At 60.0% G+C, this 21,609-nt stretch carries 22 protein-coding genes and 2 pseudogenes; 9 read left to right on the top strand and 15 right to left on the bottom strand.

Annotated elements, in window-relative coordinates:
- Positions 1–300: 300 nt before the first annotated feature.
- Positions 301–414: pseudogene (locus tag AD663_RS29420) on the bottom strand (short-chain dehydrogenase); the annotation flags it as partial.
- Between the two features lie 152 nt (positions 415–566).
- Here AD663_RS29420 and AD663_RS20220 point away from each other — a divergent pair.
- Positions 567–1,145, top strand: coding sequence for a hypothetical protein (locus AD663_RS20220; protein ID WP_003184397.1), 579 nt, complete (start codon positions 567–569; stop codon positions 1,143–1,145).
- A gap of 62 nt (positions 1,146–1,207) precedes the next feature.
- Here AD663_RS20220 and AD663_RS20225 read toward each other — a convergent pair whose 3' ends face one another.
- Positions 1,208–1,684, bottom strand: a complete 477-nt coding sequence (locus AD663_RS20225) for an Lrp/AsnC family transcriptional regulator (RefSeq protein WP_003184399.1) — start codon at positions 1,682–1,684, stop codon at positions 1,208–1,210.
- A gap of 146 nt (positions 1,685–1,830) precedes the next feature.
- Here AD663_RS20225 and AD663_RS20230 point away from each other — a divergent pair, with 146 nt between their 5' ends.
- The 3 genes from AD663_RS20230 to AD663_RS20240 all read left to right on the top strand — a co-directional run bounded on the left by AD663_RS20230 (position 1,831) and on the right by AD663_RS20240 (position 3,383).
- Entirely contained in the window at positions 1,831–2,460 is a 630-nt protein-coding gene (locus AD663_RS20230; protein ID WP_003184400.1) for a LysE family translocator, read from the top strand.
- Between the two features lie 295 nt (positions 2,461–2,755).
- The gene (locus AD663_RS20235) at positions 2,756–2,971 is read left to right on the top strand and encodes a type II toxin-antitoxin system HicA family toxin (RefSeq protein ID WP_053214432.1); all 216 of its coding nucleotides are present in this window, start codon (positions 2,756–2,758) and stop codon (positions 2,969–2,971) included.
- 1 nt (position 2,972) lies between these two features.
- Positions 2,973–3,383, top strand: coding sequence for a type II toxin-antitoxin system HicB family antitoxin (locus AD663_RS20240; RefSeq protein WP_003184405.1), 411 nt, complete (start codon positions 2,973–2,975; stop codon positions 3,381–3,383).
- A 134-nt stretch (positions 3,384–3,517) separates the two neighbouring features.
- On the opposite strand, the gene AD663_RS29115 is transcribed toward AD663_RS20240, so the two are convergent.
- Positions 3,518–3,664, bottom strand: coding sequence for a hypothetical protein (locus AD663_RS29115; RefSeq protein WP_003184407.1), 147 nt, complete (start codon positions 3,662–3,664; stop codon positions 3,518–3,520).
- 174 nt (positions 3,665–3,838) lie between these two features.
- Between AD663_RS29115 and AD663_RS20245 the strand changes: the two genes are divergently transcribed.
- Positions 3,839–4,243 carry a low affinity iron permease family protein gene (locus AD663_RS20245; protein WP_053214433.1) on the top strand — a complete coding sequence of 135 codons (405 nt, stop codon included), beginning with the start codon at positions 3,839–3,841 and terminating at the stop codon, positions 4,241–4,243.
- A gap of 48 nt (positions 4,244–4,291) precedes the next feature.
- Here AD663_RS20245 and AD663_RS20250 read toward each other — a convergent pair whose 3' ends face one another.
- From AD663_RS20250 to AD663_RS20265, 4 genes are all read right to left on the bottom strand, one after another.
- Positions 4,292–5,200, bottom strand: coding sequence for an SDR family oxidoreductase (locus tag AD663_RS20250; RefSeq protein ID WP_003184412.1), 909 nt, complete (start codon positions 5,198–5,200; stop codon positions 4,292–4,294).
- Between the two features lie 75 nt (positions 5,201–5,275).
- Positions 5,276–5,779: a DUF4142 domain-containing protein gene (locus AD663_RS20255; protein ID WP_003184415.1), complete on the bottom strand. Its 504-nt coding sequence runs from the start codon at positions 5,777–5,779 to the stop codon at positions 5,276–5,278.
- 345 nt (positions 5,780–6,124) lie between these two features.
- The gene (locus tag AD663_RS20260) at positions 6,125–7,474 is read right to left on the bottom strand and encodes a GGDEF domain-containing protein (protein ID WP_003184418.1); all 1,350 of its coding nucleotides are present in this window, start codon (positions 7,472–7,474) and stop codon (positions 6,125–6,127) included.
- 91 nt (positions 7,475–7,565) lie between these two features.
- A complete protein-coding gene (locus tag AD663_RS20265) occupies positions 7,566–7,982 on the bottom strand; it encodes a VOC family protein (RefSeq protein ID WP_053214434.1) in 417 nt (138 codons plus the stop codon).
- Between the two features lie 262 nt (positions 7,983–8,244).
- Here AD663_RS20265 and AD663_RS20270 point away from each other — a divergent pair.
- Together AD663_RS20270 and AD663_RS20275 are read left to right on the top strand one after the other, a co-directional pair.
- Positions 8,245–9,480, top strand: a pseudogene (locus AD663_RS20270) (aminotransferase class I/II-fold pyridoxal phosphate-dependent enzyme).
- Between the two features lie 13 nt (positions 9,481–9,493).
- On the top strand, positions 9,494–10,657 hold the full coding sequence (locus tag AD663_RS20275; RefSeq protein ID WP_053214435.1) for an MFS transporter: 1,164 nt from the start codon (positions 9,494–9,496) through the stop codon (positions 10,655–10,657).
- Here AD663_RS20275 and yiaY read toward each other — a convergent pair.
- Entirely contained in the window at positions 10,654–11,802 is a 1,149-nt protein-coding gene (gene yiaY / locus AD663_RS20280) for an L-threonine dehydrogenase (RefSeq protein WP_053214436.1), read from the bottom strand. The genes AD663_RS20275 and yiaY overlap by 4 nt on opposite strands.
- Before the next feature lie 138 nt (positions 11,803–11,940).
- On the opposite strand from yiaY, the gene AD663_RS20285 reads away from it, so the two are divergent.
- The gene (locus AD663_RS20285; RefSeq protein WP_053214437.1) at positions 11,941–12,960 is read left to right on the top strand and encodes a DUF4917 family protein; all 1,020 of its coding nucleotides are present in this window, start codon (positions 11,941–11,943) and stop codon (positions 12,958–12,960) included.
- Between the two features lie 176 nt (positions 12,961–13,136).
- On the opposite strand, the gene AD663_RS20290 is transcribed toward AD663_RS20285, so the two are convergent.
- The 6 genes from AD663_RS20290 to AD663_RS20315 form a co-directional block, all read right to left on the bottom strand.
- Positions 13,137–13,481 (bottom strand): YegP family protein, encoded by a 345-nt coding sequence (locus AD663_RS20290; protein WP_053214438.1) that lies wholly within the window; start codon positions 13,479–13,481, stop codon positions 13,137–13,139.
- 93 nt (positions 13,482–13,574) lie between these two features.
- Entirely contained in the window at positions 13,575–14,156 is a 582-nt protein-coding gene (locus AD663_RS20295) for a DJ-1/PfpI family protein (protein ID WP_003184433.1), read from the bottom strand.
- Positions 14,157–14,315: 159 nt separating this feature from the next.
- On the bottom strand, positions 14,316–15,530 hold the full coding sequence (locus AD663_RS20300; RefSeq protein ID WP_053214439.1) for an SAM-dependent methyltransferase: 1,215 nt from the start codon (positions 15,528–15,530) through the stop codon (positions 14,316–14,318).
- 91 nt (positions 15,531–15,621) lie between these two features.
- Positions 15,622–16,239: a TPM domain-containing protein gene (locus AD663_RS20305; RefSeq protein WP_003184437.1), complete on the bottom strand. Its 618-nt coding sequence runs from the start codon at positions 16,237–16,239 to the stop codon at positions 15,622–15,624.
- Between the two features lie 28 nt (positions 16,240–16,267).
- The gene (locus tag AD663_RS20310; protein WP_053214440.1) at positions 16,268–17,020 is read right to left on the bottom strand and encodes a YgcG family protein; all 753 of its coding nucleotides are present in this window, start codon (positions 17,018–17,020) and stop codon (positions 16,268–16,270) included.
- A 137-nt stretch (positions 17,021–17,157) separates the two neighbouring features.
- Positions 17,158–17,718 carry a LemA family protein gene (locus AD663_RS20315; protein ID WP_050551606.1) on the bottom strand — a complete coding sequence of 187 codons (561 nt, stop codon included), beginning with the start codon at positions 17,716–17,718 and terminating at the stop codon, positions 17,158–17,160.
- 298 nt (positions 17,719–18,016) lie between these two features.
- Here AD663_RS20315 and bglX point away from each other — a divergent pair, with 298 nt between their 5' ends.
- Positions 18,017–20,308 carry a beta-glucosidase BglX gene (gene bglX / locus AD663_RS20320; RefSeq protein ID WP_003184444.1) on the top strand — a complete coding sequence of 764 codons (2,292 nt, stop codon included), beginning with the start codon at positions 18,017–18,019 and terminating at the stop codon, positions 20,306–20,308.
- A 142-nt stretch (positions 20,309–20,450) separates the two neighbouring features.
- On the opposite strand, the gene AD663_RS20325 is transcribed toward bglX, so the two are convergent.
- Positions 20,451–21,608: a phosphatidylserine/phosphatidylglycerophosphate/cardiolipin synthase family protein gene (locus tag AD663_RS20325; RefSeq protein ID WP_003184446.1), complete on the bottom strand. Its 1,158-nt coding sequence runs from the start codon at positions 21,606–21,608 to the stop codon at positions 20,451–20,453.
- Position 21,609 lies beyond the last annotated feature (1 nt).

Below are 21,609 nucleotides of genomic sequence, written 5' to 3' on the forward strand. Positions count from 1 at the left end.
TGATCATCCTTCCAGGGTTTAAACCATCGCCCTAAGCGTCGCTTTCTGCGCAGCCGGCGAAATCTGTCGGACGTCGATCGCAATGCCAATCGAATAGTCCATCTGCGGAGCACTATTTCCTATCTGCCCAGTTGTAGATAGCGGGCGGCGCCCCATGAATTTGTAGGCAAACTCAGCGAGTTGCGTACAACAGAGGATCAACTGCTTTTCGGTCAAATCATCTTGTTAACGCTTGTTTTTGGTAGAGCCAACCTCGGACATAGTAATGAGAAAAATGAATGCCGTGGTGAGGGAGCTTGGCATCCTGCTCATCGTGCTGTTCGCAATATCCGGCCGCCCAACTGTCGCCACGGCATCACTGAAGAGCTTTTCCACGGCACCGGCTGTGGTCAGATCAGCTTGCAAGGCCACGGCCTAGGATAAGCACGCTCGGGCTGGATGGACTGTTCAGTATTGACGCCCAATCACCCATCATTCGATCCCGCATTCATCGGTCATGTTTAGCCTGAAATCAGGGTTTTGAGCCAGTGAAAGTCACACTGCGTAAAACACGGAGCAACGCCTGAATGCAACTTATCGATTCGCACCTTCCTAGGTATCACTTCAGCGAATTGCATTATTTAGACATACCCGCAGATCCTTCCCATGCCATGGCGGCAATCCTCGCCCATCGCCCTGAAAACGACCGGTTTTTTCGATATGCAATCAAGCTGCGTGAGCTACCGATGCGCCTGTTGGGTCAGCTTCGACATCGCAGAGCTGATCGATCCGCTTCTTTCGGCATGGATAACTTCACCCTACTCCAGCGCAATGGCGACACGGAGATCGCTTACGCGCTCGCAGGGAAGCTTTGGAAAGCCGACTACGGCCAGGTCCTTGTCGCTGATGCCGAGGCGTTCCGGATATTCAACGAACCGGGGCAGGTGAAGCTGATCATCAGTTTCAGCTGCCGGTTGCTGCGGCCAGGCTTGACGAGAGTCACCACGCAAACGCGGGTACACTGCCTCGACGCCGATGCGCTGCGCCGTTTTAGGTCGTACTGGTACCTCATTCGCCCCGTCAGCGGCCATATCCGTCGGCGCATGCTTAAGGCCATCGCGAGACGTTGCGCTAGTCCAACAACGGAACCTATCCAGGGAAGCTAGACGATAGGCCCCTGCGGCAGGAGCCCACTCCCGCTTGAATGCGACCCGCTCAAGAGAAGCCTTCAAACCCCCGGCAAATGCCCCAACGGCAGCGCCCCCGGCGTCTTCACCGTATTGATCGCAAAGTTGCTGCGAATGTCGCTTATGCCCGGCAGTTTTAGCAGATGGCCGGTGACGAAGCGGTCATAGGCCCGCAAGTCCGGCACCACGACTTGCAACAGGAAATCCGACTCGCCTGACACCAGAAACGCCGAAATCACTTCCGGCAACGCCGTGACCGCCTGGCGAAATGCTTCGGCTCGTTCGTCGGTGTGTCGCTCAACCTTGACCCCGACAAAAATCGTCAACCCCAGGCCGACTTCGTCCCGATCAAGGATGGCTTGGTATCCGCGAATCACCCCGGCCTCTTCGAGCATCCGAACCCGACGCAGGCATGGGGAGGCGGACAGGCCAATTTCTTCAGCCAGCTGCACGTTACTCAGGCGACCGTCCCTTTGCAGCGCGGTGAGGATTTTGCGATCGAAGGCGTCTAATTTCATAGATTGGCAGTTTCCGATTCATTCCGTCGAGTTTGTGGCAGATTATGCCAAATCAGAAGGCTTTAGAAGCTGATTTCGCAACCACCTGCCCTGCCCATCGGTTCTAGACTGGCACCTCCCCATTCATCGCAAAAAGCAGGTGCGGCATGGCAGAGCTCTGGTTGTTCTTGATGGCGTTGACGGTGGCGTTCCTGCTGCCAGGACCGGACATGATTGTGTTGCTGCAAACCGGCGCCCGTCGGGGCCGGGGCGCGGCGTTAGCAACCGCGGTAGGCCTGGGGATTGCTCGGGGATGCCATGTTGCGCTGGCGGCGTTGGGGCTCTCGGCGTTGTTCAAGACTGCGCCGTGGACCTTTGACTTGGTACGCCTGGCCGGGGCAGCCTATTTGATGTGGATCGGTTTCCAATGCTTGCGCACTCCATTGTGGTCCAGCTTCGAAGAGAGGGAGGCCCAGACAGGAAAACACAGTGGATACCAGGCAATTCGTCGAGGCCTGCTGACCAATTTGCTCAATCCCAAAGCGCTGCTGTTCTGCTCGGTGCTGTTGCCGCAGTTCATCGCCCCCACAAGCGGGCCGGTACTGGAACAGTTCGCGATCCTGGGCGTGGTGTTGGTCAGCGTGGGTTTCCTGTTCGATAGTGCCTATGCGCTGGTCGGCGTAGCGCTCGGCCGCTGGATCCAGCGTTCGCCTTCGGCCCAGCGCGTGCAGCAGTGGTTGTTCGGCAGTCTCTTGATTGGCTTCGCGGTACGGCTGACGTTTGTGCAGCAGTCATAGGACCTGGGACAGGCTGATCGGACTCACAGAGGGGAGCTCGGCAAATCGTGCCGAAAACACTGAGGGCTGCTTCGCACCCCAGCGGGAGCAAGCTCCCTCGCCACACAAGCATTACGTTCGGCTTCACATCCCGAAATAAACCCACCCCGCGTCGCTACCGCCCTTGTGCGAAGCCACTTCTAGACTTCGTTGCAGTGACTGCGCGAACCTTCCGAGATCGTCTTTGGTGGTTATAGTGTTGATCATTAATTTCCAGTAGGTATAGTACCCACCAAGAACACCACACGGAGGTGTTGTGAATAGCCGATTTTTGATAAGCCAGATCATTGCAGACGGTTGGTATCTGGTGCGGGTTCGAGGCAGCCACCATCACTTCAAGCACCCCACCAAACCGGGACTGGTCACGGTCCCTCATCCAAAGAAGGACCTGCTCAAGAAAACGGCCATCAGTATTTTGCAACAGGCGCTGCTTCAGCCGGCCCGTTGCGCGACGTTCCTGGAGGACGATTAAAATGCTTTACCCGATTGCGATTTCCATGGGCGATGACACGCACGCCTGGGGGGTTGAGGTGCCGGATATACCCGGTTGTTTTTCCGCAGGCGACGACCTGGACGAGGCCATGGCGATGGCGCGTGAGGCGATCGAGGGTCATTTCGAGATCCTGGCTGAAGACGGCTCGCCGATCCCCCCGGCCAACACCGTCACCCTGCACGCAGCCAATCCGCAATATGCTGGCTGCACCTGGGCACTGGTGGACATTGACGTGACCAAGTACCTGGGCAAGGCGCAAAAACTCAACATCACGTTGCCTGGCTACCTGCTCAACCGCATTGACGAATATGTATTGCACCATCCTGAAGAGAAGAGCCGCTCCGGCTTCCTCGCTTCAGCAGCGCTGAAGGTGTTGCAGCAAGGGCGGTGAGGAAGCGGTCATGACTTGGGGGCGAGCTTGCTCGCGATAGCGGTGTGTCAGGCACCTTGATATTGCTGACCCGACGCCATCGCGAGCAAGCTCGCCTCCACAGTGCTTTACATAGCCACCCCAGGGCTACGCAGCTATTTATTCTCTGATTTGGACTCCTGCATCTGCACCGAAGACTTGGTGCCGTCGGTGTTGTCCTTGGTCTCGTTATCCGAGTTGTCGAAGCAGCCGTGCAGGGCAAACAGGCAGCAGGCGAGGCAAAACGTGCGGGTGAGATTCATGATGTACTCCGATGCTGAGGGCTTTCAGGAGTGACCTGCGAGAGTGCCAATGGTTGCGACTGTCATCGTGCCGGACGATGAACGTCGACGGATGCCTGCGAGGAAATGTAATTAGAATTTTCACCGCTTCGTTGCTGTCACACCAGGCAGGTGTATTCAAAAAGGATCGCAGCAATGACCTTCGCAAAAATCGCTCAAAAACTGGCCCTCTGGGCCGGCAGTCCAAAGACATTTCTCGCGGCCATCGTGTTGTTGGTGCTGTGGGCCATCAGCGGGCCTTTTTTCCAATTCAATGACACCTGGCAACTGATCATCAACACGTCGACGACCATCATTACCTTCCTGATGGTGTTCCTGATCCAGAACACCCAGAACCGCGACACAGATATCTTGCACCTGAAGGTCGACGAATTATTGCGTGCGACCAAAGAGGCGCAAAACGCAATGCTCGGACTCGAGTCGCTGGACCTCAAGCAATTGGAGGCACTGAGAAAGCATTACCAGGCCATGGGCGAAGGCCAGGCCAAGGGCCTCGACGGTCTGGAAGAACCGAACAAGGTCGACTTGAACCAGTGCTGACGAAGAATGCGCGAGGGACATGAGGTCACTCGCGCAGCCCCGCTAACGTCAGGGCAACGGATTGCCACCCGTCACGCCAAAGACTTCCCCTGTGATGTAACTCGATTCCTGTGACGCCAACAGCACATAAAGCGGTGCGCATTCGGCCGGCTGGCCTGGTCGCTTCATGGGTACCTGGGAGCCGAAGGTAGGAATTTTCTCTTGCGGTTGTCCGCCACTGGGTTGCAAGACGGTCCAGATCGGACCCGGTGCCACTGCGTTGACGCGGATGCCCTTGCTGATCACCTGCGAGGCCAGCGACTTGGTGAACGCCACGATTGCCGCTTTGGTGGTTGAATAATCCAACAACGTCGCGGACGGATCATAGGACTGGATCGAGGCCGTATTGATAATCGTCGCCCCCGCCGGCATCAGTGGCAGCGCCTTTTTGCAGAGCCAGAACATCGCATAGATATTGGTTTTCAAGGTGTCGTCGAACTGCGCGGTGGTGATATCGGCGATGTCTTTTTGCGCTTCCTGTTTACCGGCAACGTTGACCAGGATATCCAGGCCACCGAGTTGCTCGTGGGCCTTTTCCACCAGTTGCACACAGAAAGCCTCGTCCTTGAGATCACCCGCAATGGCAATCGCCTTTCGGCCTTCGGCTTCGATCAGTTCGACGACCTCTCGCGCATCGCGCTCTTCGCTGGGCAGATAGTTGATCGCCACATCGGCGCCTTCGCGGGCGTAGGCAATGGCAGCCGCGCGGCCTATTCCTGAATCCGCTCCGGTGATCAAAGCCTTGCGCCCCTCCAGGCGGCCAAAGCCTTGATAGGTTTTTTCGCCATGATCAGGCCTGGGCACCATGTCCTGGTCGATACCCGGCGGCGATTGCGGCTGGTCAGGAAATGGCGGATGGGGATATTGCGTCAGCGGGTTCTGCATCGCGTATTGGTTGGGTTCTCGGCGTGTAGACATCGAGGTTCTCCTTTTCGGCGGGCAAAAATCAGCCGGGGCGCGACCGCCCGGGCTGGAATATGAATGTGCGACGGATCAACGGCTGGCCTGTAGCGCCCTCGCCATCTCGAGATGGGTCTGCAATTTAGGCAAGGTCTCGTCGGCGAAGGCCTTTATCTCCGGCACCTCAGTGGTCTGGGCCTCCTGTTGAATTTGCGCAATCGCTTCCTCGGTGGCCTTGACCTGGCTGGCGGCATAAGCGGCCTCGAACGAATCGCCTTCCTGTACCTGGGGTATCAGGGCTTTGGCCTTGTCTGCCACTTCTTCGCGTGGTGCGACGGGCAGGTCGAGCTTCTTGGCGATTTTTGCCAAGTGCTGGTTGGCGGTGGTGCGGTCGTTGATCACCATGATCGTGTAATCCTTCACCTCCCTGGATTCGGCTTTTCCATGGGCCATGCGACTGGCCTCGATGTCCGCCATGCCTTTGGCGGAGGCATCGTTGATGAATTCGGCAGGCGATTGGGCCCAGGCACTGTGGGCACCCAGGCCCATCAACACGACAAGACTGGCGGTGCGAAAAAAGATGGCCAAGCGGCTCATGATCGCGCCCTCCTCTGATAAAAGTTCTGGCGAGTTCTACGCCACAGAATCAGAACCACCGTTGACGATTCAGCGACACGTCTGGCCTGGCTTGCGGCCAATTTCGGCTTTCGGCGGGTGCCTATCAGCGGTCGTGATGGTGGTTCTCCCACTTTTGCGACCCGCTTCAGACACCTTCGTTCGATCATGGGCGTTATTAGCAGGATGATATTTTCCCGGACCAGGCATCATTCAATCCTCCAGATTCACGGATGTTGGCGAGCAAGGCCCGCCTGATATTCGAAAGGCTGGAGAACTGAAAGGTTTGAAAATCCGTTCGCTGCCACGACGAACGGTGACGTGTCGTCAGATGCCAAAGGCCTGGTGGTTATGGCGCTTGACGGCGTACATCGCCTCGTCGGCGTGACGGAACAGCGCGACGTCTTCGACGCCATGGTCGGGAAAACAGGCCACGCCGATGCTCGGTTCGATGCTCAGGTAATGCCCGTCCAGGCGTAACGGCTGGGACAGTGCATGACGGATTTTTTCCTGCACCCGGTAGGCATCTTCCAGTGCCTGGATGCTATGGAGCAAAACCACGAACTCGTCTCCACCAATGCGCGCGACGGTGTCGCTGTCGCGGATACATCCCTTGAGACGATTGGCCACCGTTTGCAACAACATGTCGCCCACACCGTGGCCGTAGGTGTCGTTGACCTGCTTGAAGCGATCCAGATCGATATACAGCAAGGCCATTCGCCCTGACGTGGCGCGTGCGACAGCCAGCGCAGCCTTGAAACGCTCGCGCAGCAATTCTCGGTTGGGCACCTGGGTCAGTTGATCGTATTGCGCCATGTGCTGTAACCGGGCGTGTAGCCGCTGGCGCTCGATGGCGATGGTGATCTGTGCACAGACGTATTGCAGCAGCTCCTTGTCCTGCTCGGTGTACCGTTCGCTGTCGGCAGCGCTCTTGACAATCAGTGCGCCGATCGTGCCGCTCTGTGAGTTCAGCGGCACGCCCAGCCAACAAGGCGCGTCTGGCTGCGCCATGAGGTCGCAAAAAACCGGTGACAGTTGACTGCAGCCAGGCGTCAGCAGGATTGGCTGGCCACTGCGAATCACCTCGGCGCACAAACGTCCGGTGACCGTGCCTGGCAGTTCAGGCTGCCGCTCCCGGTCATCGACGTGATAAGCGAAGTCCAACTGCGCACACTGCTCGTCATATAGCGCGACCGAAAAATTCAGCGCCGGCAGCCATTCGCCAATGATCAGGTGGATACGTGTGAACAACGCCAGCAGGTCCGCAGCGGCATGGGCGGCCTCGGAAATCGCATACAACGCCGCCTGTCGGGACTCGGCCAGCTTGCGCTCGGTGATGTCTCGCGCCACGGCGATCCGCAACTGGTCCGCCGACGACCAACGGGCCGACCAAAGGATATGCACCACGCGACCGTCCTTGCGCAGGTAGCGGTTCTCGAAATTGAGCTTGGGCTCCCCGCCCATGACCTCGCGAGCCGCCTCAAGGGTCCGCTGACGGTCGGCGGGGTGCACCAGATCGATCATCTGCCGGCCGATCAGCTCCTGCGGGGTGTAACCGAAGATGCGTTCGCAAGCGGCACTGACAAACACGAAGCGCCCATGGGCATCGACCGCACATACAGCGTCCAGCAGTAGGTCGAGGTAACTGGCCAACGGCGTGGCGTTTGGAGTGTCCATGAAGCTGAAGGCCATCCGGATAATGCAGCGGTGGGCGAAGCCTAGCGATGAGGATAGCCTAATGCGATCAGGGGGCGCTGAGCGAAAGTGCTCACTGATCGGTAAAAAACACCATGGCGGCGTAAGGAGCCTGTCGACAGGCCTTGAGCCGCGACGCCAGGTCGCCAACATGTACTTCGAGTTTATGTCCGTCTGGGTCGAGAAAGTAGAACGAGTCGCCTTCGCTGCGATTGTCCCGCCACGACAACACCCGCGCGGTATCCAACCGTTCTACCAGCGCCGGAAAATTCTCGGCACTGGTGCTGAATGCGTAATGGGTGTAGTCCGCCGCCGGCTCGGTTTTGCGCAACGGGTCGAGGGACAGGCACAACCAAAACCCTGGTAGCGACAAGTAAGCCCCACCGCCCCACTTGGCTTCAAGACGAAGCTGCAGTAGCTCGCCATAAAAAACCACGCTTCGATTGAGGTCGGTGACGGCAAGGGTCAAATGATTGAGGCCAGAGAGCATTAACGAGCACCTATGCAGATATGGATGAACTAAACCGCAGCAAAACCTGGGGCAAACCGCCGTATTTCCGTGCTCCGACAGCGCGCCCGGATTCGCCGCCCAAACCCTTAGGCAAAGTCCTACATGGAAGTCTCCAGTAACACTCAAACATGCCAGAAACGGCCGATTCAAAGCCCTGCACGACGATCTGTAAAGTCCGGAAACATACAAACAACGAAACACCCCACGGACAGCAACGTTAACCAAGGAATGTAATCGCACCATGAACCAGACTGCGCAACCGACTCATCGCTTCAGCAACTACCGCAAGGTCATTTCCCTCGCAGATCAGGACTGGCAGAGTGCCGAAGCTGGGAAAATCTCAGGGCTGAATGTCGAGGTCAAGACGCCCAACGTGCTGGTCGACCAGTACGGCCGGACTTTTCATCACTTCTGTACCACGTCTTACCTGGGGCTGGATTACCACCCCGCGCTGCTGGACGGCGCCATGACCGCGCTGTGGGAAACCGGGACCCTGCGGGTCGCCAACTCAAGGAACCGCTGCAAGCTGGCGCTCCTGGACCAGTACGAAACCCAATTGTCGGAACTGTTCGGCGCCAGTTGTCTCAGCGCACTGTCGTGCAGCGCGGCAAGCGCCGGGATCCTGCCGCTGCTGGCCAGCGGCACGTTCACCGATGATCATCCGCCAGTCATGGTGTTCGACAAGCACGCCCATTATTCAATGAATCACCTCAAGGCCGCCTGCGCCGATGAAACCCAGGTCATCACTTGCCCACATAACGATATGAATTTCATCGAAGACTAGTGCAAGCGGCAACGCAACGTCGCCTATGTCGCCGACAGCGCCTACAGCATGGGCGGCATGGCGGACCTCGACAGCCTGTTCTATCTCAAGCAACGCTACGGCCTGTTTCTCTACCTGGACGACTCCCATGCCCTGTCCGCTGTCGGGGACTGCGGCAGCGGCCTGGTCCGTTCGCGTTTGCCCGCCGTGGACGAGCGCACCCTGATCGTCGCCTCGCTGGCCAAGTCATTCGGGGCCAGTGGTGGCTTGGTCATGTTCGGCAGCGAGCGGCATAAAGCGCTGGTGCAACGCTATGGCGGCCCGAGCAATTGGTCCCAAAGCCTGAACGCCGCGGCCATTGGTGCCGGCATGGCCTCGATACGCCTGCACAGCGGCCCGGAGTTCAGCGCCTTGCAGGCGCGGTTACAGGCTAATATCCGTTTCTTTGACACCCTCATTCGTACCGAACAGCATGGCAGCCCCATGGCGATTCGCCTGGTGCCTTGCGGTGAAACACCCCTTGCCAACCGCGTGGCGGTCGAATTGGCCGAGCTGGGGTATTTCACCTCAGCGGTGTTTTTTCCGGTGGTACCGCAAGGCAAGGCCGCCATTCGCATTACTTTGCGCGCCGATATGGAACAGGACGTGATTCGTACTTTCTGTGAACGGATCACCCATCTTCTGCTGGTCCATGGTCGCGATATCCGCCCTTGAAACGAGTCTCTTGATGAAGAACCGTACAACCCTGGCCGTCACTTGCACGACCGTGTTCCTGGCTCAGTTGGGCATGAGCATTTATCTGCCGGCCCTGCCTGACATCGCCCATGACTTGGGCGCCGATCCGTCCCGGGTGTCCTGGGGGCTGTCGGTGTACCTCATCGGCATGGCACTGCCCATGTTGCTGTGGGGCAGTCTGAGTCAGCGCCTGGGACGCAAACCGGTCTTGCTGGCGGCATTGGGGTTGTATGGCCTGGGCAACCTGGCATTGCCGCTGGGCACCACGATCGAGGCGTTCCTGGCCCTGCGGTTGATCCAAGGGATCGGCGCCAGTGGTATTTCGGTAATGGCGCGGGTGCTGATACGCGACAATTTCAGCGGCGATCTACTGGCCAAGGCGCTCTCATGGATGTCGATCGCTTTCGTGATCGCCCTCGGCATCGGCCAGTATCTGGGTTCGCTGATCCAGGCCGCTTTCGGCTGGGAAGCAATCTTCCATGGCCTGGGCGCCGCCAGCCTGGTCATGGCAGCGGTCGTTTCCCGGGCCCGGTTCGCGGCGCTGACGGAAACCAGCAACGGGCAATCGGCGTTGCGCACCTACAGGCAGTTAGTGGGATGCCGGAGTTTTCTGCTTCCCGCGCTGGTGGGTGGGTTGGGGTACGGTGTGATCGTTGCCTTCAATACGGCGGCGCCGCTGATTCTCCAGGAAAGTTTTCACTGGTCGCCGATCGAGTACGGTCTGCTGGGCTGGCCGATCAGTGCAGCGTATCTGCTCGGTGCGCTGGCGGTGAACGCTTGGGTGGTGCGTACAGGCCAACGACGGATGATGGGCTGGGGTGTCATGCTGGTATTGGCCGCCAGCGCGACCATGTTGGGGGGCAGTCTGGTCTTGGGCGGCATCGCGCTGGTTTTCTGGCTGCCCTATTGCTTCGCGGTGTTCGGCCAATCGTTGAACTACCCCGTCAGCCTGTCACTGGCCAACGAAGGCTCGCCGGTGGCCGGTGCCTATGCCATGGCGCTGAGCGGTTTTCTGCATCAACTGATGGCAGCGGTGATCGGCGCCATGGCAAGCCTGCTGTTGAGTCAACAGGCCTGGCCGCTGGCAGCGTTATGTACGCTGCTGGGGGCGGCGGCGATGCTCTGTGTGAAGCTGATGCCGCCCCGAGTCGCTTAGTACGCGCTGCGGAAAATCTCTTCGATCTGCCGCTGGTCCGCCGCCCTTGGGTTGGTCAGGCCGCACGCGTCTTTCAAGGCATTGGTGGCAAGCACCGGTACGTCATTGAGGCGCACGCCCAAGTCACGCAAACCGGCCGGAATGTCCACGTCACGGGCCAGGCTGCGGATCGCTGCAATGGCGGCCTGGGCCCCCTCTTCCGGGCTGAGCCCGCGCGTATCGCCCCCCATCGCATGAGCCACATCCGTCAGGCGATCAGCGCACACCGAGGCGTTGAAGCTCTGCACATGAGGCAATAGCACCGCGTTGCATACACCATGAGGCAAGTCGTAGAAACCGCCCAACTGATGCGCCATTGCATGGACGAAACCCAGCGAAGCATTGTTGAAAGCCATCCCCGCGAGGAACTGGGCGTAGGCCATGTTCTCCCGCGCCGCCAGATCGCCGCCGTCGCGCACGGCAAGACGCAAGTTGTTGCTGATCAGCGTGACGGCCTTCAGGGCGCACGCATCGGTGATGGGGTTGGCGGCCGTGGACACGTAAGCCTCGATCGCATGGGTCAACGCATCCATGCCAGTGGCGGCAGTCAATCCCTTGGGCATCGCCACCATCAGCGCCGGGTCATTCACCGACATCAGCGGCGTCACGTTGCGGTCGACAATCGCCATTTTCACGTGGCGGCTCTCGTCAGTGATGATGCAAAAGCGGGTCATCTCGCTGGCGGTGCCGGCCGTCGTATTGATGGCGATCAGCGGCAACTGTGGCTTGGTAGAACGATCAACGCCCTCATAGTCACCGATATGCCCACCGTTGGTGGCACACAGGGCAATCCCTTTGGCGCAATCATGGGGCGAACCGCCGCCCAGTGACACGACGAAATCGCACTGGCTCTCCTTCAGCAACCCCAGCCCGAGCTCGACATTGGCGATGCTTGGGTTGGGCTTGGCACCGTCGAAAATCACCGAGTCGATATCCTGAAGCGCCAGTAACCCGGCCACCTTGCTCGCAACGCCGGCCTTGGCCAGCCCCGTGTCGGTGACGATCAGCGCCTTGCGAAAGCCATAGTTACGAATGGCCGTCATGGCCTCGTCGAGACAACCCAGGCCCATGACGTTCACGGCGGGAATGAAAAAAGTACTGCTCATGGGACACGCTCCTGGGGAGACCGAGGTGACAGGGCCTACAGAATGACCGAGTAGTCGGGGCGTATCTTGATCTGGCTCAAGACTGGGTCGTGATAAAGTCGCGCCCTGCCTTTGCCACGTTTTGAGATGAGTTTCGCAATGACCGATTTCCAGGAATATGACACCCGGCTCGAAGACTGGGAGGCCTTGCGCGCTGAGATCGCCTTCAGTGGCTTGCTGGTAGGCAACGGTGCCAGCCGTGCGGTGTGGGACGATTTCGGCTACGACTCGCTGTTCGAAAATGCCCGCACCGTCGAGGAAAAACCCCTGAGCCCGTCGGAACTGAGTGTGTTCGACGCGATGCAGACCCGCAGCTTTGAGCAAGTGCTCGGTGCGCTGAAGACCACCAGTCGGGTCAACAAAGCCCTGGCCGTCAGCTCCGCCGCTCCTCGCAATCGCTACTACGCGATCAAGGAAGCGCTGATCAACACCGTGCATGCGGTGCACATCCCGTGGCGCCTGGTGCAACCGTCGACGCTGGCGGCGCTCAGCCAGGAGCTGGGCCGCTATTGCACGGTGTTCACCACCAACTACGATCTGCTCAACTACTGGTCGATCCAGCACGCGCCCGGCAGCATGACCGACCTGTTCCAGGACGGCGACCACCGTTTCGACCTGAGCCAGGTGAGCACCGATAAACCGCGCCTGCTGTATCTGCACGGCGGCCTGCATCTGGTGCGCAACCAGGACGGCACGGCACGCAAGCTTCCCGCCACCGAAGGCACATTGCTGGGCAGCTTCGCCATCAACAACACCCTCAAGACCCTCGACGACGTACCTTTATTCGTCAATGAAGGCCCGAGCGAAGACAAGCTCAAGACCATTCGCAGCTCCGATTACCTGTCGTTCTGCTACGACCAGTTGCTGCACCACAGCGGTAGCCTGTGCCTGTTCGGCCATGCGCTGGGCGAGCAGGACCGGCATATCGTCCACGCCCTTCGCCAAGCGGCCCCCAGCACTGTGGCTATCTCCATCTACCCGCGCAGCCAGGCGTTCATCCAGCACCAGAAGCGCCATTACGCCAAGGTCTTCGAGGGGCTGGATGTGCAACTGCGGTTCTTTGATGCCAAAAGCCATCCGCTGGGCGATCCGAAGCTATCGGTGCCGGTGGAGGTGTAGCGTCTGTGGCGAGGAAGCTTGCTCCCGCTGGACCGCGAAGCGGTCCCATTGGCTTTCAGACATCAAGCTGCCAGACGACTGCTTCGCAGCCGAGCGGGAGCAGGCTCCCTCGCCACATTGGTCATTGCCACTTCACAGCCGTCATCGCGAGCAAGCTCGCTTCCACAAGGATGGGTTCAAAGCGCAACCACGGTCTTGTCCTTGATCACGGTCGTCGGGCCGTTGGCCTGGACGCTGGCGATGCCTTTGTCCCGGGCGGCCTCGGATGAGTAGGCTTCGCTGCTGCCAATCACTTCGTGGTTACCGGCCTTGAGGTTGAAGTACGGATGGCCATCCTTGGTGTTCTTCAATTCGTAGCGTTCGGCCAACGGACTGTTCTTCTGCACCGACGCAATGCCGCTGTCGGCACCGCTGCGGGCGGCGTACAGCTCGCTGGTCAATATCGTTTCAGCGTTGGCCGCCTTGAGCACAAACCGAAACTGGCCGCTGCTGCTTTTGCTGACTTCATACCATCCGGACATGATTGTTCTCCTGGCAATTGGGGCAAGCTCCGAGAGTAAAGACCCGCTTCGCTTGCTCCGCCAGTTCACTGCGCAGCGTGACGAATAGGGGTGCTACAGGGAGATGGCCGTACCCAGCAGAGTCAGGAATCCCGCCAGCCAATTCGGATGCGCGGGCCAGGCTGGGGCGGTGGCGAGGTTGCCCTGGACATGCCCTTGCGTCACGGGAATGTCCATGTAGGTCCCGCCGGCCAGGCGCACTTCCGGAGCGCAGGCCGGATAGGCGCTGCATTCGCGCCCTTCGAGGATGCCCGCCGCCGCCAGCAGTTGCGCACCGTGGCAGACCGCGGCAATCGGCTTGCCAGCCAAATCGAAATCACGTACCAGCTGCAGGACTTTTTCATTCAGGCGCAGGTATTCCGGCGCACGACCGCCCGGCACGAGCAGCGCATCGTAATCGGCGGCTTCGACACCGGCGAAATCATGATTGAGGGCAAACAGATGCCCGGGTTTTTCGCTGTAGGTCTGGTCGCCTTCAAAGTCATGGATCGCCGTGCGCACGGTCTGGCCGGCGCGCTTGTCCGGGCAGACCGCGTGCACGGTATGGCCGACCATCTGCAAAGCCTGGAACGGCACCATGACCTCATAATCTTCGACGTAGTCGCCGACCAGCATCAGGATTTTCTTGGCCGCCATGGGGTGGGACTCCTTTGGGAATGCGTGGGGAAGTGAACGCATTAAAGGTAGCCCGGTAAGTCAGTCGCTGAAGGATAACCGGTGATTTCCTGACGGGCTGCACGACATGCAACGCATCCTGTGGGAGCGAGCTTGCTCGCTCCCACAGGGCCCCTCGCGCTAGAGGGTGCCATCAGCCCGCAGCAGCGTTTCCAGGCAATGCTCGGTGATGTGGTAGAAAGCCTTGAGCTCTTCGATCTTGGCCAGCAGCTCAGCGGGGTCAGCCGGTTCCGCACGCTTGACCGCCAAGATCATTTTGTTCTTGTTGGTGTGGTCCAGGGAGATGAACTCGAACACCTTGGTTTCGTAGCCACACGCTTCCAGGAACAGCGCCCGCAAGCTGTCAGTGACCATTTCAGCCTGCTGGCCCAGGTGCAAGCCGTATTGCAGCATCGGTTTGAGCAAGGCCGGGCTCTGGATCTGCAGGCGGATCTGCTTGTGACAACATGGCGAGCACATGATGATCGAGGCGCCCGAGCGAATGCCCATGTGGATTGCGTAGTCGGTGGCGATGTCGCAGGCGTGCAAGGCGATCATCACATCCACTGCGCTGGGTGCGACGCTGCGCACGTCACCGTGCTGGAAATTCAGGCCCGGGTGCTCCAGTCGCGCCGCAGCCTCGTTGCACAACTTGACCATGTCTTCACGCAGCTCGACGCCGGTTACCACGCCTTCGGCCTGCAAGGTGTTGCGCAAGTAGTCGTGGATGGCAAAGGTCAGATAGCCCTTGCCCGAACCGAAATCCGAGACCCGCACAGGTTTGTCCAAGGCCAGTGGCGAAGATGTCAGCGCATGGCTGAAGACTTCAATGAACTTGTTGATCTGCTTCCACTTGCGCGACATCGCTGGAATCAGCTCGTGCTTGTGGTTGGTCACGCCCAGGTCGGCGAGGAACGGCCGGTTCAGGTCGAGAAAGCGGTTTTTTTCGCGGTTGTGCTCGGCGGACGGCACTTCACGCAGTTGCTGGGGCTTGCTCTTGAACAGGGAGCTCTTGCCCTTCTTGCTGTATTCCAACTGCGCCTCGTCGGTGACCGCCAGCAGGTGTGCGTTCTTGAACGACGCGGGTAATAGCCCAGCAATGGTTTCCACGCCTTCGACCACCGGCAGGTTCTTGGTGATGTCGCGCGTCTTGTAGCGATAGACGAAGGACAGGCATGGTTGGTCCTTGACCGTCAGCTGCTTGATGATCAGCCGTTGCAGATCCGCTTCTTCACCGACGTACTTGGCCAGCACCAGCTTGATGAAAGCGTTTTGTTCGAGGCTGGCTCGCAGCAGCTCGATGAACTGGGCGTGGTGATCCGGCGCGGGACGGACGGGGGTTGCGGTGGCGGACATGAAAAAGCGGCCTCGGGCGGGGGCGAATCGGGAATGGCGTATTTTAAGCTGCAAGCTGCAAGCTGCAAGCTGCAAGCTTGAAGCTCGTAGCTTACCCCAACACCACCAACCGATTCGGCAGCTCATTGCGCTCGTGGGTCACCGGCACGTGTTCCTTGAGCAGTTCGCCGCAGGCTTCGATGCAAGTCACGAAGCCTTGCAGCGTCTGGCCCTGGCGGACCTGTTGGGTGAAGGCTGCGACGATGGCGTTCCAATGGGTGTTGTCCAGGCGCTTGGAAATGCCTTCGTCCACGAGGATTTCCACATAGCGCTCGGCCTCGCAAACGAAGATCAGCATCCCCGTACTGCCCACCGTGTGGTGCAGGTTCTGTTCGAGAAACTGCCGGCGCGCCAGGTTGGAGGCCCGCCAGTGGCGCACGGAACGGGGAATCAGGTGCGTGGTGATCCGGGGAATGCGCAACACCAGGCACAACACGATGAAACTGACCCACTGCACGATCAACAGGCTGTGCATGGCCAGCCAGCCAGTGAGGTAATGCACCACGCCGGGCACCACCAGGGCCAGCAGGCTGGCCCATAGCAGCGGGATATAGGCGTAGTCGTCGGCGCGGGCGGCCAGCACCGTGACCAGTTCGGCGTCGGTATGCCGCTCGACCCGGGCGATGGCCTCGGCGACCTTGCGTTGTTCGTGTTCAGTCAGTAATGCCATGGTTAAAAGTGCCTGCTCATTATTATTGTCACCAGCCGCCCGACGAACCGCCGCCCCCGAAACTTCCCCCGCCTCCGCTGAAGCCGCCGCCTCCGCCGCCTCCGCCAAAGCCTCCACCGGAACTGCCCGAACCACTGGAACCACCGCTTCCGGACGGCAGGATACCGAGCATCTGGCACACCAATAGGGTCAAGATAAACAGTATCACCAGGAAGATGAACAGCCCGGGATGGCGCTCGACGAAATCGGGCGGTTCCTGCTGGCCGTCCGTGCCGTACGCCGGCGCAGGCTCATCCAGCGGGCTGCCGCCCAGCACTACGAGCATCGCCGACACGCCGTCGCTGATGCCTTTGTTGAAATTGCCAGTCTTGAATGCCGGAGTGATCACCTGATGGATGATCACGGAACTCTGGGCATCGGTCAGGCGATCTTCCAGCCCGTAGCCCACTTCGATGCGCAGTTTACGGTCATCCCGGGCGACGATCAGCAGCGCGCCGTTGTTCTTGTCCTTCTGCCCGATGCCCCAGTGCCGACCCAGTTGATAACCGAAGTCTTCGATACTGGTGCCTTGCAGGTCCGCCAGGGTGACGACGACCACTTGTTCGCCGGTCGCCTGCTCATGAGCCTTGAGCTGCGCCTCCAGCTGCGTGCGCACCGAAGGTTCGAGCATCTGGGCGGTGTCCACGACCCGCCCGGTCAGCTCAGGGAATTTCAATTCGGCCTGGGCCGTGAGTGCAACCGCCCAGAGCAACAGCACCTGGACAACTTTCAACACGCGCATTGGAACCTCTGTGGGAGCGGCGGTTCGTCGCCACGACTTGCTCGCGAAAGCGGTGGGTCAGCTTGCATTGATGTTGGAGCGCCGTCGCCTTCGCGAGCAAGCCCGCTCCCACAACGTTTCAGATCGTCGAGCATTGATCAAAACTTCACTTCAGGCGCTTTTTCGGCGTTGGGGCTGGTGGCCTCGAAGGTCTCGCGGATCGGCAGGTCGCTGTACATCACGCTGTGCCACAAGCGGCCCGGGAAGGTACGGATTTCGGTGTTGTACTTCTGCACCGCCAGGATGAAGTCACGGCGGGCCACGGCGATGCGGTTCTCGGTGCCTTCGAGTTGTGATTGCAGCGCCAGGAAGTTCTGGTTGGCCTTGAGGTCGGGATAACGCTCGGACACCACCATCAACCGGCTCAATGCACCGGACAACTGATCCTGGGCCTGTTGGAACTGCTTGAGTTTTTCCGGGTTGTCCAGGGTGTTGGCATCGACCTGGATCGACGTGGCCTTGGCCCGCGCCTCGATCACCGCGGTCAGGGTGTCCTGCTCATGCTGGGCGTAGCCCTTGACGGTTTCCACCAGGTTGGGAATCAGGTCGGCGCGGCGCTGGTACTGGTTCTGCACCTGGCCCCAGGCGGCCTTGGCCTGCTCATCCAGGGTCGGGATGTTATTGATGCCACAACCGGCCAGCAGCGTCGTCAACAGCATCAACGCCAGCCATTGCAGGCCATGGCGGTGGTTCAGTCGTAGATTCGTCAAATGAAACGCTCCCTTGCGTGATATAGAAAAACACCGCCACCTATCTCACCGGCGTCTGGGGCATAATCTGCCGCCGCGCTGGATTGAATCGGGTCGATGGGCTAAAAGATGCGCGGGGCGAAACTAAGTTCAGCCCCCTGGGTTCGAAAGTGTGCTGTATTTGACCGAACAACAATAGCCGCTCCTCACATTTTGGCTGACCGGCGTGTCCTGATCACCGCCCTTTAGGCTTGCGAGAAAATTATTCATGAAGAAGCTGTGTTTGCTGGGCCTGTTTGTCACCTTGGCCAGTCAATCCGTATTTGCCGACAACCTGCCAGCCCCCATGGAGAACAAGGACGCGTTCATCAGCAACCTGATGAAGCAGATGACCCTCGAGGAAAAGATCGGCCAGTTGCGCCTGATCAGCATCGGCCCGGAAATGCCCCGGGAGCTGATCCGCAAGGAAATCGCCGCCGGTAACATCGGCGGCACCTTCAACTCCATCACTCGCGCGGAAAACCGTCCGATGCAGGACGCGGCGATGCGCAGCCGGTTGAAGATCCCGATGTTCTTCGCCTATGACGTGATCCACGGCCACCGCACGATTTTCCCGATTCCCCTGGCCCTGGCCTCGAGCTGGGACATGGACGCCATCTACCACTCCGGCCGTATCGCCGCCCAGGAAGCCGCGGCCGACAGCCTGGACATCACTTTCGCGCCGATGGTCGACATTTCCCGCGACCCACGCTGGGGGCGGACCTCCGAAGGCTTTGGCGAAGACACCTACCTGGTCTCGCGCATCGCCGGGGTGATGGTCAAGGCATTCCAGGGCAACGGCGCCAACGCGGCCGACAGCATCATGGCCAGCGTCAAGCACTTCGCCCTGTACGGCGCGGTTGAGGGCGGCCGGGACTACAACACCGTGGACATGAGTCCGCTGAAAATGTACCAGGACTACCTGCCGCCCTACCGTGCCGCCATCGACGCCGGAGCCGGCGGGGTGATGGTCGCGCTGAACTCCATCAACGGCGTGCCGGCCACTGCCAACACCTGGCTGATGAACGACCTGTTGCGCAAGGAATGGGGCTTCAAGGGCCTGGCGGTCAGCGATCATGGCGCCATCTTCGAACTGATCAAGCACGGCGTCGCCCGTGACGGTCGCGAAGCGGCGAAGCTGGCGATCAAGGCCGGCATCGACATGAGCATGAACGACTCGCTCTATGGCAAGGAGCTGCCAGGGCTGCTCAAGTCCGGCGAGATCGAGCAGAGCGACATCGACAACGCCGTGCGCGAAGTGCTTGCGGCCAAATATGACATGGGCCTGTTCAAGGATCCGTACCTGCGAATCGGCAAGGCCGAGGAGGACCCGGCCGACACCTACGCCGAAAGCCGCCTGCACCGCGCCGATGCCCGTGACGTGGCGCGCCGCAGCCTGGTCCTGCTGGAAAACCGCAACCAGACCTTGCCCCTGGATAAAAGCGCAAGAATTGCCCTGGTCGGCCCGCTGGCCAAGGCACCGATCGACATGATGGGCAGTTGGGCCGCCGCCGGACGTCCTGCGCAGTCGGTCACTTTGTTCGACGGCATGACCCGCGCCCTGGGCGCCGAATCGAAACTGATCTATGCCCGTGGCGCCAACATCACCGGCGACAAGAAGGTGCTCGACTACCTCAACTTCCTCAACTTCGACGCCCCGGAAGTGGTAGACGATCCACGTCCGGCCCAAGTGCTGATCGACGAAGCGGTGAAAGCGGCCAAGGACGCCGATGTGGTGGTGGCCGCCGTGGGCGAGTCCCGTGGCATGTCCCACGAATCCTCGAGCCGCACCGAGCTGAACATTCCCGCCAGCCAGCGTGAGCTGATCAAGGCCTTGAAGGCCACCGGCAAACCGCTGGTGCTGGTGCTGATGAACGGCCGCCCATTGTCGTTGCTCGACGAGCAGCAGCAAGCCGATGCGATCCTGGAAACCTGGTTCAGCGGCACCGAAGGTGGCAACGCCATCGCGGACGTGCTGTTCGGCGACTACAATCCGTCGGGCAAGCTGCCGATCACTTTCCCACGCTCGGTGGGTCAGATTCCGACCTACTACAACCACCTGAGCATCGGCCGGCCGTTCACGCCGGGCAAGCCGGGCAACTACACCTCGCAGTACTTCGATGACACCACCGGCCCCCTCTATCCGTTCGGCTACGGCCTGAGCTACACCGAGTTCAGCCTGTCGGACATGGCCCTGTCATCCACCACCCTGAACAGGACCGGCAAGCTCGACGCCAGCGTGACGGTGGAAAACACCGGCAAGCGCGACGGCGAAACCGTGGTGCAGTTGTACATCCAGGACGTGACCGGCTCGATCATCCGTCCGCTGAAGGAACTGAAAAACTTCCGCAAGGTGATGCTCAAGGCCGGCGAGAAGAAAGTCGTCCACTTCACCATCACCGAAGACGAGCTGAAGTTCTACAACGCCCAGCTCAAATACGCCGCGGAGCCCGGCAAGTTCAACGTGCAGATCGGCCTGGATTCCCAGGATGTGAAGCAGCAGAGTTTTGAGTTGCTCTGACCCTCGAACGCCACAAAAACCAGTGTGGGAGCGGGCTTGCTCGCGAAAGCGGTTTAACAATCAACAGAGATGTTGACTGCTATGGCCCCTTCGCGAGCAAGCCCGCTCCCACATAGGGTTCCAGTGTTTTCAAGGATTGTGCTTAGCCCCGCCGATCCAGCAGATTCACCACCAACCGATCCACCCACCCCCACAACCGCTGCTTGACCCGCTTCCACAGCGGCCGACGCTGCCAGGCGTCGAGGCTGACTTGTTGGCTCTGGGCGAAGTCCCGTTCAAAACTGGCCGCTACGGCATTGCTGAGCCCTGAATCCAGGGCTTCGAGATTGGCTTCCAGGTTGAAACGCAGGTTCCAGTGGTCGAAATTGCACGAGCCAATGCTGACCCAGTCGTCCACCAGCACCATTTTCAGGTGCAGGAAACATGGCTGGTATTCGAATATTTTCACCCCGGCCTTGAGCAGCCTTGGGTAATAACGGTGCCCGGCGTAGCGCACGGACGGGTGATCGGTGCGCGGGCCGGTCAGCAGCAGGCGCACGTCGATGCCCCGGGCGGCGGCCTTGCGCAAGGAACGACGGACGTTCCAGGTCGGCAGGAAATACGGCGTCGCCATCCAGATGCGTTTCTGCCCGCTGTTCAATGCCCGGGACAATGATTGCAGGATATCGCGATGCTGACGGGCGTCGGCATACGCCACCCGCCCCATGCCCTCGCCCATCGGCGGGACACGAGGCAGGCGTGGCAGGCCGAAGTTGGACGCCGGCTTCCAGGCTCGCCGATGACGGTTGGCCAGCCATTGGCGGTCGAACAGCAACTGCCAGTCGAGCACCAGCGGGCCGACGATTTCCACCATCACTTCGTGCCAATCGCTGCGGTCGTCGAGGGGGTTCCAGAATTCATCGGTCACCCCGGTGCCGCCGACCACGGCCAGGCGCTGGTCCACCAACAACAGCTTGCGGTGATCTCGGTAGAGGTTGCGCACCCAGCGGCGCCAGCTCAAGCGATTGTAGAACCGCAGCTCCACGCCGGCCGTCGTCAGGCGATTGCGCAGGCCAAGGGTAAACGCCAGGCTGCCATAGTCATCGAACAGGCAACGCACGCGCACGCCGCGCTCGGCGGCCTGGACCAGCGCCTGGACCATCGCCTCGGCGCAGGCCCCCGCTTCCACCAGGTACAGCTCCAGCTCCACCTGTTCCTGGGCGCGGGCAATTTCCACCAGCATGCGCGGGAAGAACTGCGGGCCGTCGATCAACAGCTCGAAGCGGTTGCCTTTACGCCACGGAAATACCGGCCCGTTCATG

Source organism: Pseudomonas sp. Q12-87, assembly GCF_001269755.1.
Classification (GTDB): Bacteria; Pseudomonadota; Gammaproteobacteria; order Pseudomonadales; family Pseudomonadaceae; genus Aquipseudomonas; species Aquipseudomonas fluorescens_S.

Excerpts from the sequence above, each read along its gene's own strand:
- AD663_RS20300 (WP_053214439.1), bottom strand. The coding sequence starts at position 15,530 with ATGTCCGCCACCGCAACCCCCGTCCGTCCCGCGCCGGATCACCACGCC.
- AD663_RS20325 (WP_003184446.1), bottom strand. The coding sequence starts at position 21,608 with ATGAACGGGCCGGTATTTCCGTGGCGTAAAGGCAACCGCTTCGAGCTG.
- AD663_RS20225 (WP_003184399.1), bottom strand. The coding sequence starts at position 1,684 with ATGAAATTAGACGCCTTCGATCGCAAAATCCTCACCGCGCTGCAAAGG.
- AD663_RS20220 (WP_003184397.1), top strand. The coding sequence starts at position 567 with ATGCAACTTATCGATTCGCACCTTCCTAGGTATCACTTCAGCGAATTG.
- AD663_RS20285 (WP_053214437.1), top strand. The coding sequence starts at position 11,941 with ATGACCGATTTCCAGGAATATGACACCCGGCTCGAAGACTGGGAGGCC.
- AD663_RS20265 (WP_053214434.1), bottom strand. The coding sequence starts at position 7,982 with ATGCTCTCTGGCCTCAATCATTTGACCCTTGCCGTCACCGACCTCAAT.
- yiaY (WP_053214436.1), bottom strand. The coding sequence starts at position 11,802 with ATGAGCAGTACTTTTTTCATTCCCGCCGTGAACGTCATGGGCCTGGGT.
- AD663_RS20250 (WP_003184412.1), bottom strand. The coding sequence starts at position 5,200 with ATGTCTACACGCCGAGAACCCAACCAATACGCGATGCAGAACCCGCTG.
- AD663_RS20315 (WP_050551606.1), bottom strand. The coding sequence starts at position 17,718 with ATGCTGTTGACGACGCTGCTGGCCGGTTGTGGCATCAATAACATCCCG.
- AD663_RS20305 (WP_003184437.1), bottom strand. The coding sequence starts at position 16,239 with ATGGCATTACTGACTGAACACGAACAACGCAAGGTCGCCGAGGCCATC.
- AD663_RS20255 (WP_003184415.1), bottom strand. The coding sequence starts at position 5,779 with ATGAGCCGCTTGGCCATCTTTTTTCGCACCGCCAGTCTTGTCGTGTTG.
- AD663_RS20260 (WP_003184418.1), bottom strand. The coding sequence starts at position 7,474 with ATGGACACTCCAAACGCCACGCCGTTGGCCAGTTACCTCGACCTACTG.
- AD663_RS20290 (WP_053214438.1), bottom strand. The coding sequence starts at position 13,481 with ATGTCCGGATGGTATGAAGTCAGCAAAAGCAGCAGCGGCCAGTTTCGG.
- AD663_RS20310 (WP_053214440.1), bottom strand. The coding sequence starts at position 17,020 with ATGCGCGTGTTGAAAGTTGTCCAGGTGCTGTTGCTCTGGGCGGTTGCA.
- AD663_RS20230 (WP_003184400.1), top strand. The coding sequence starts at position 1,831 with ATGGCAGAGCTCTGGTTGTTCTTGATGGCGTTGACGGTGGCGTTCCTG.
- AD663_RS20240 (WP_003184405.1), top strand. The coding sequence starts at position 2,973 with ATGCTTTACCCGATTGCGATTTCCATGGGCGATGACACGCACGCCTGG.
- AD663_RS20275 (WP_053214435.1), top strand. The coding sequence starts at position 9,494 with ATGAAGAACCGTACAACCCTGGCCGTCACTTGCACGACCGTGTTCCTG.
- AD663_RS20295 (WP_003184433.1), bottom strand. The coding sequence starts at position 14,156 with ATGGCGGCCAAGAAAATCCTGATGCTGGTCGGCGACTACGTCGAAGAT.
- AD663_RS29115 (WP_003184407.1), bottom strand. The coding sequence starts at position 3,664 with ATGAATCTCACCCGCACGTTTTGCCTCGCCTGCTGCCTGTTTGCCCTG.
- bglX (WP_003184444.1), top strand. The coding sequence starts at position 18,017 with ATGAAGAAGCTGTGTTTGCTGGGCCTGTTTGTCACCTTGGCCAGTCAA.
- AD663_RS20245 (WP_053214433.1), top strand. The coding sequence starts at position 3,839 with ATGACCTTCGCAAAAATCGCTCAAAAACTGGCCCTCTGGGCCGGCAGT.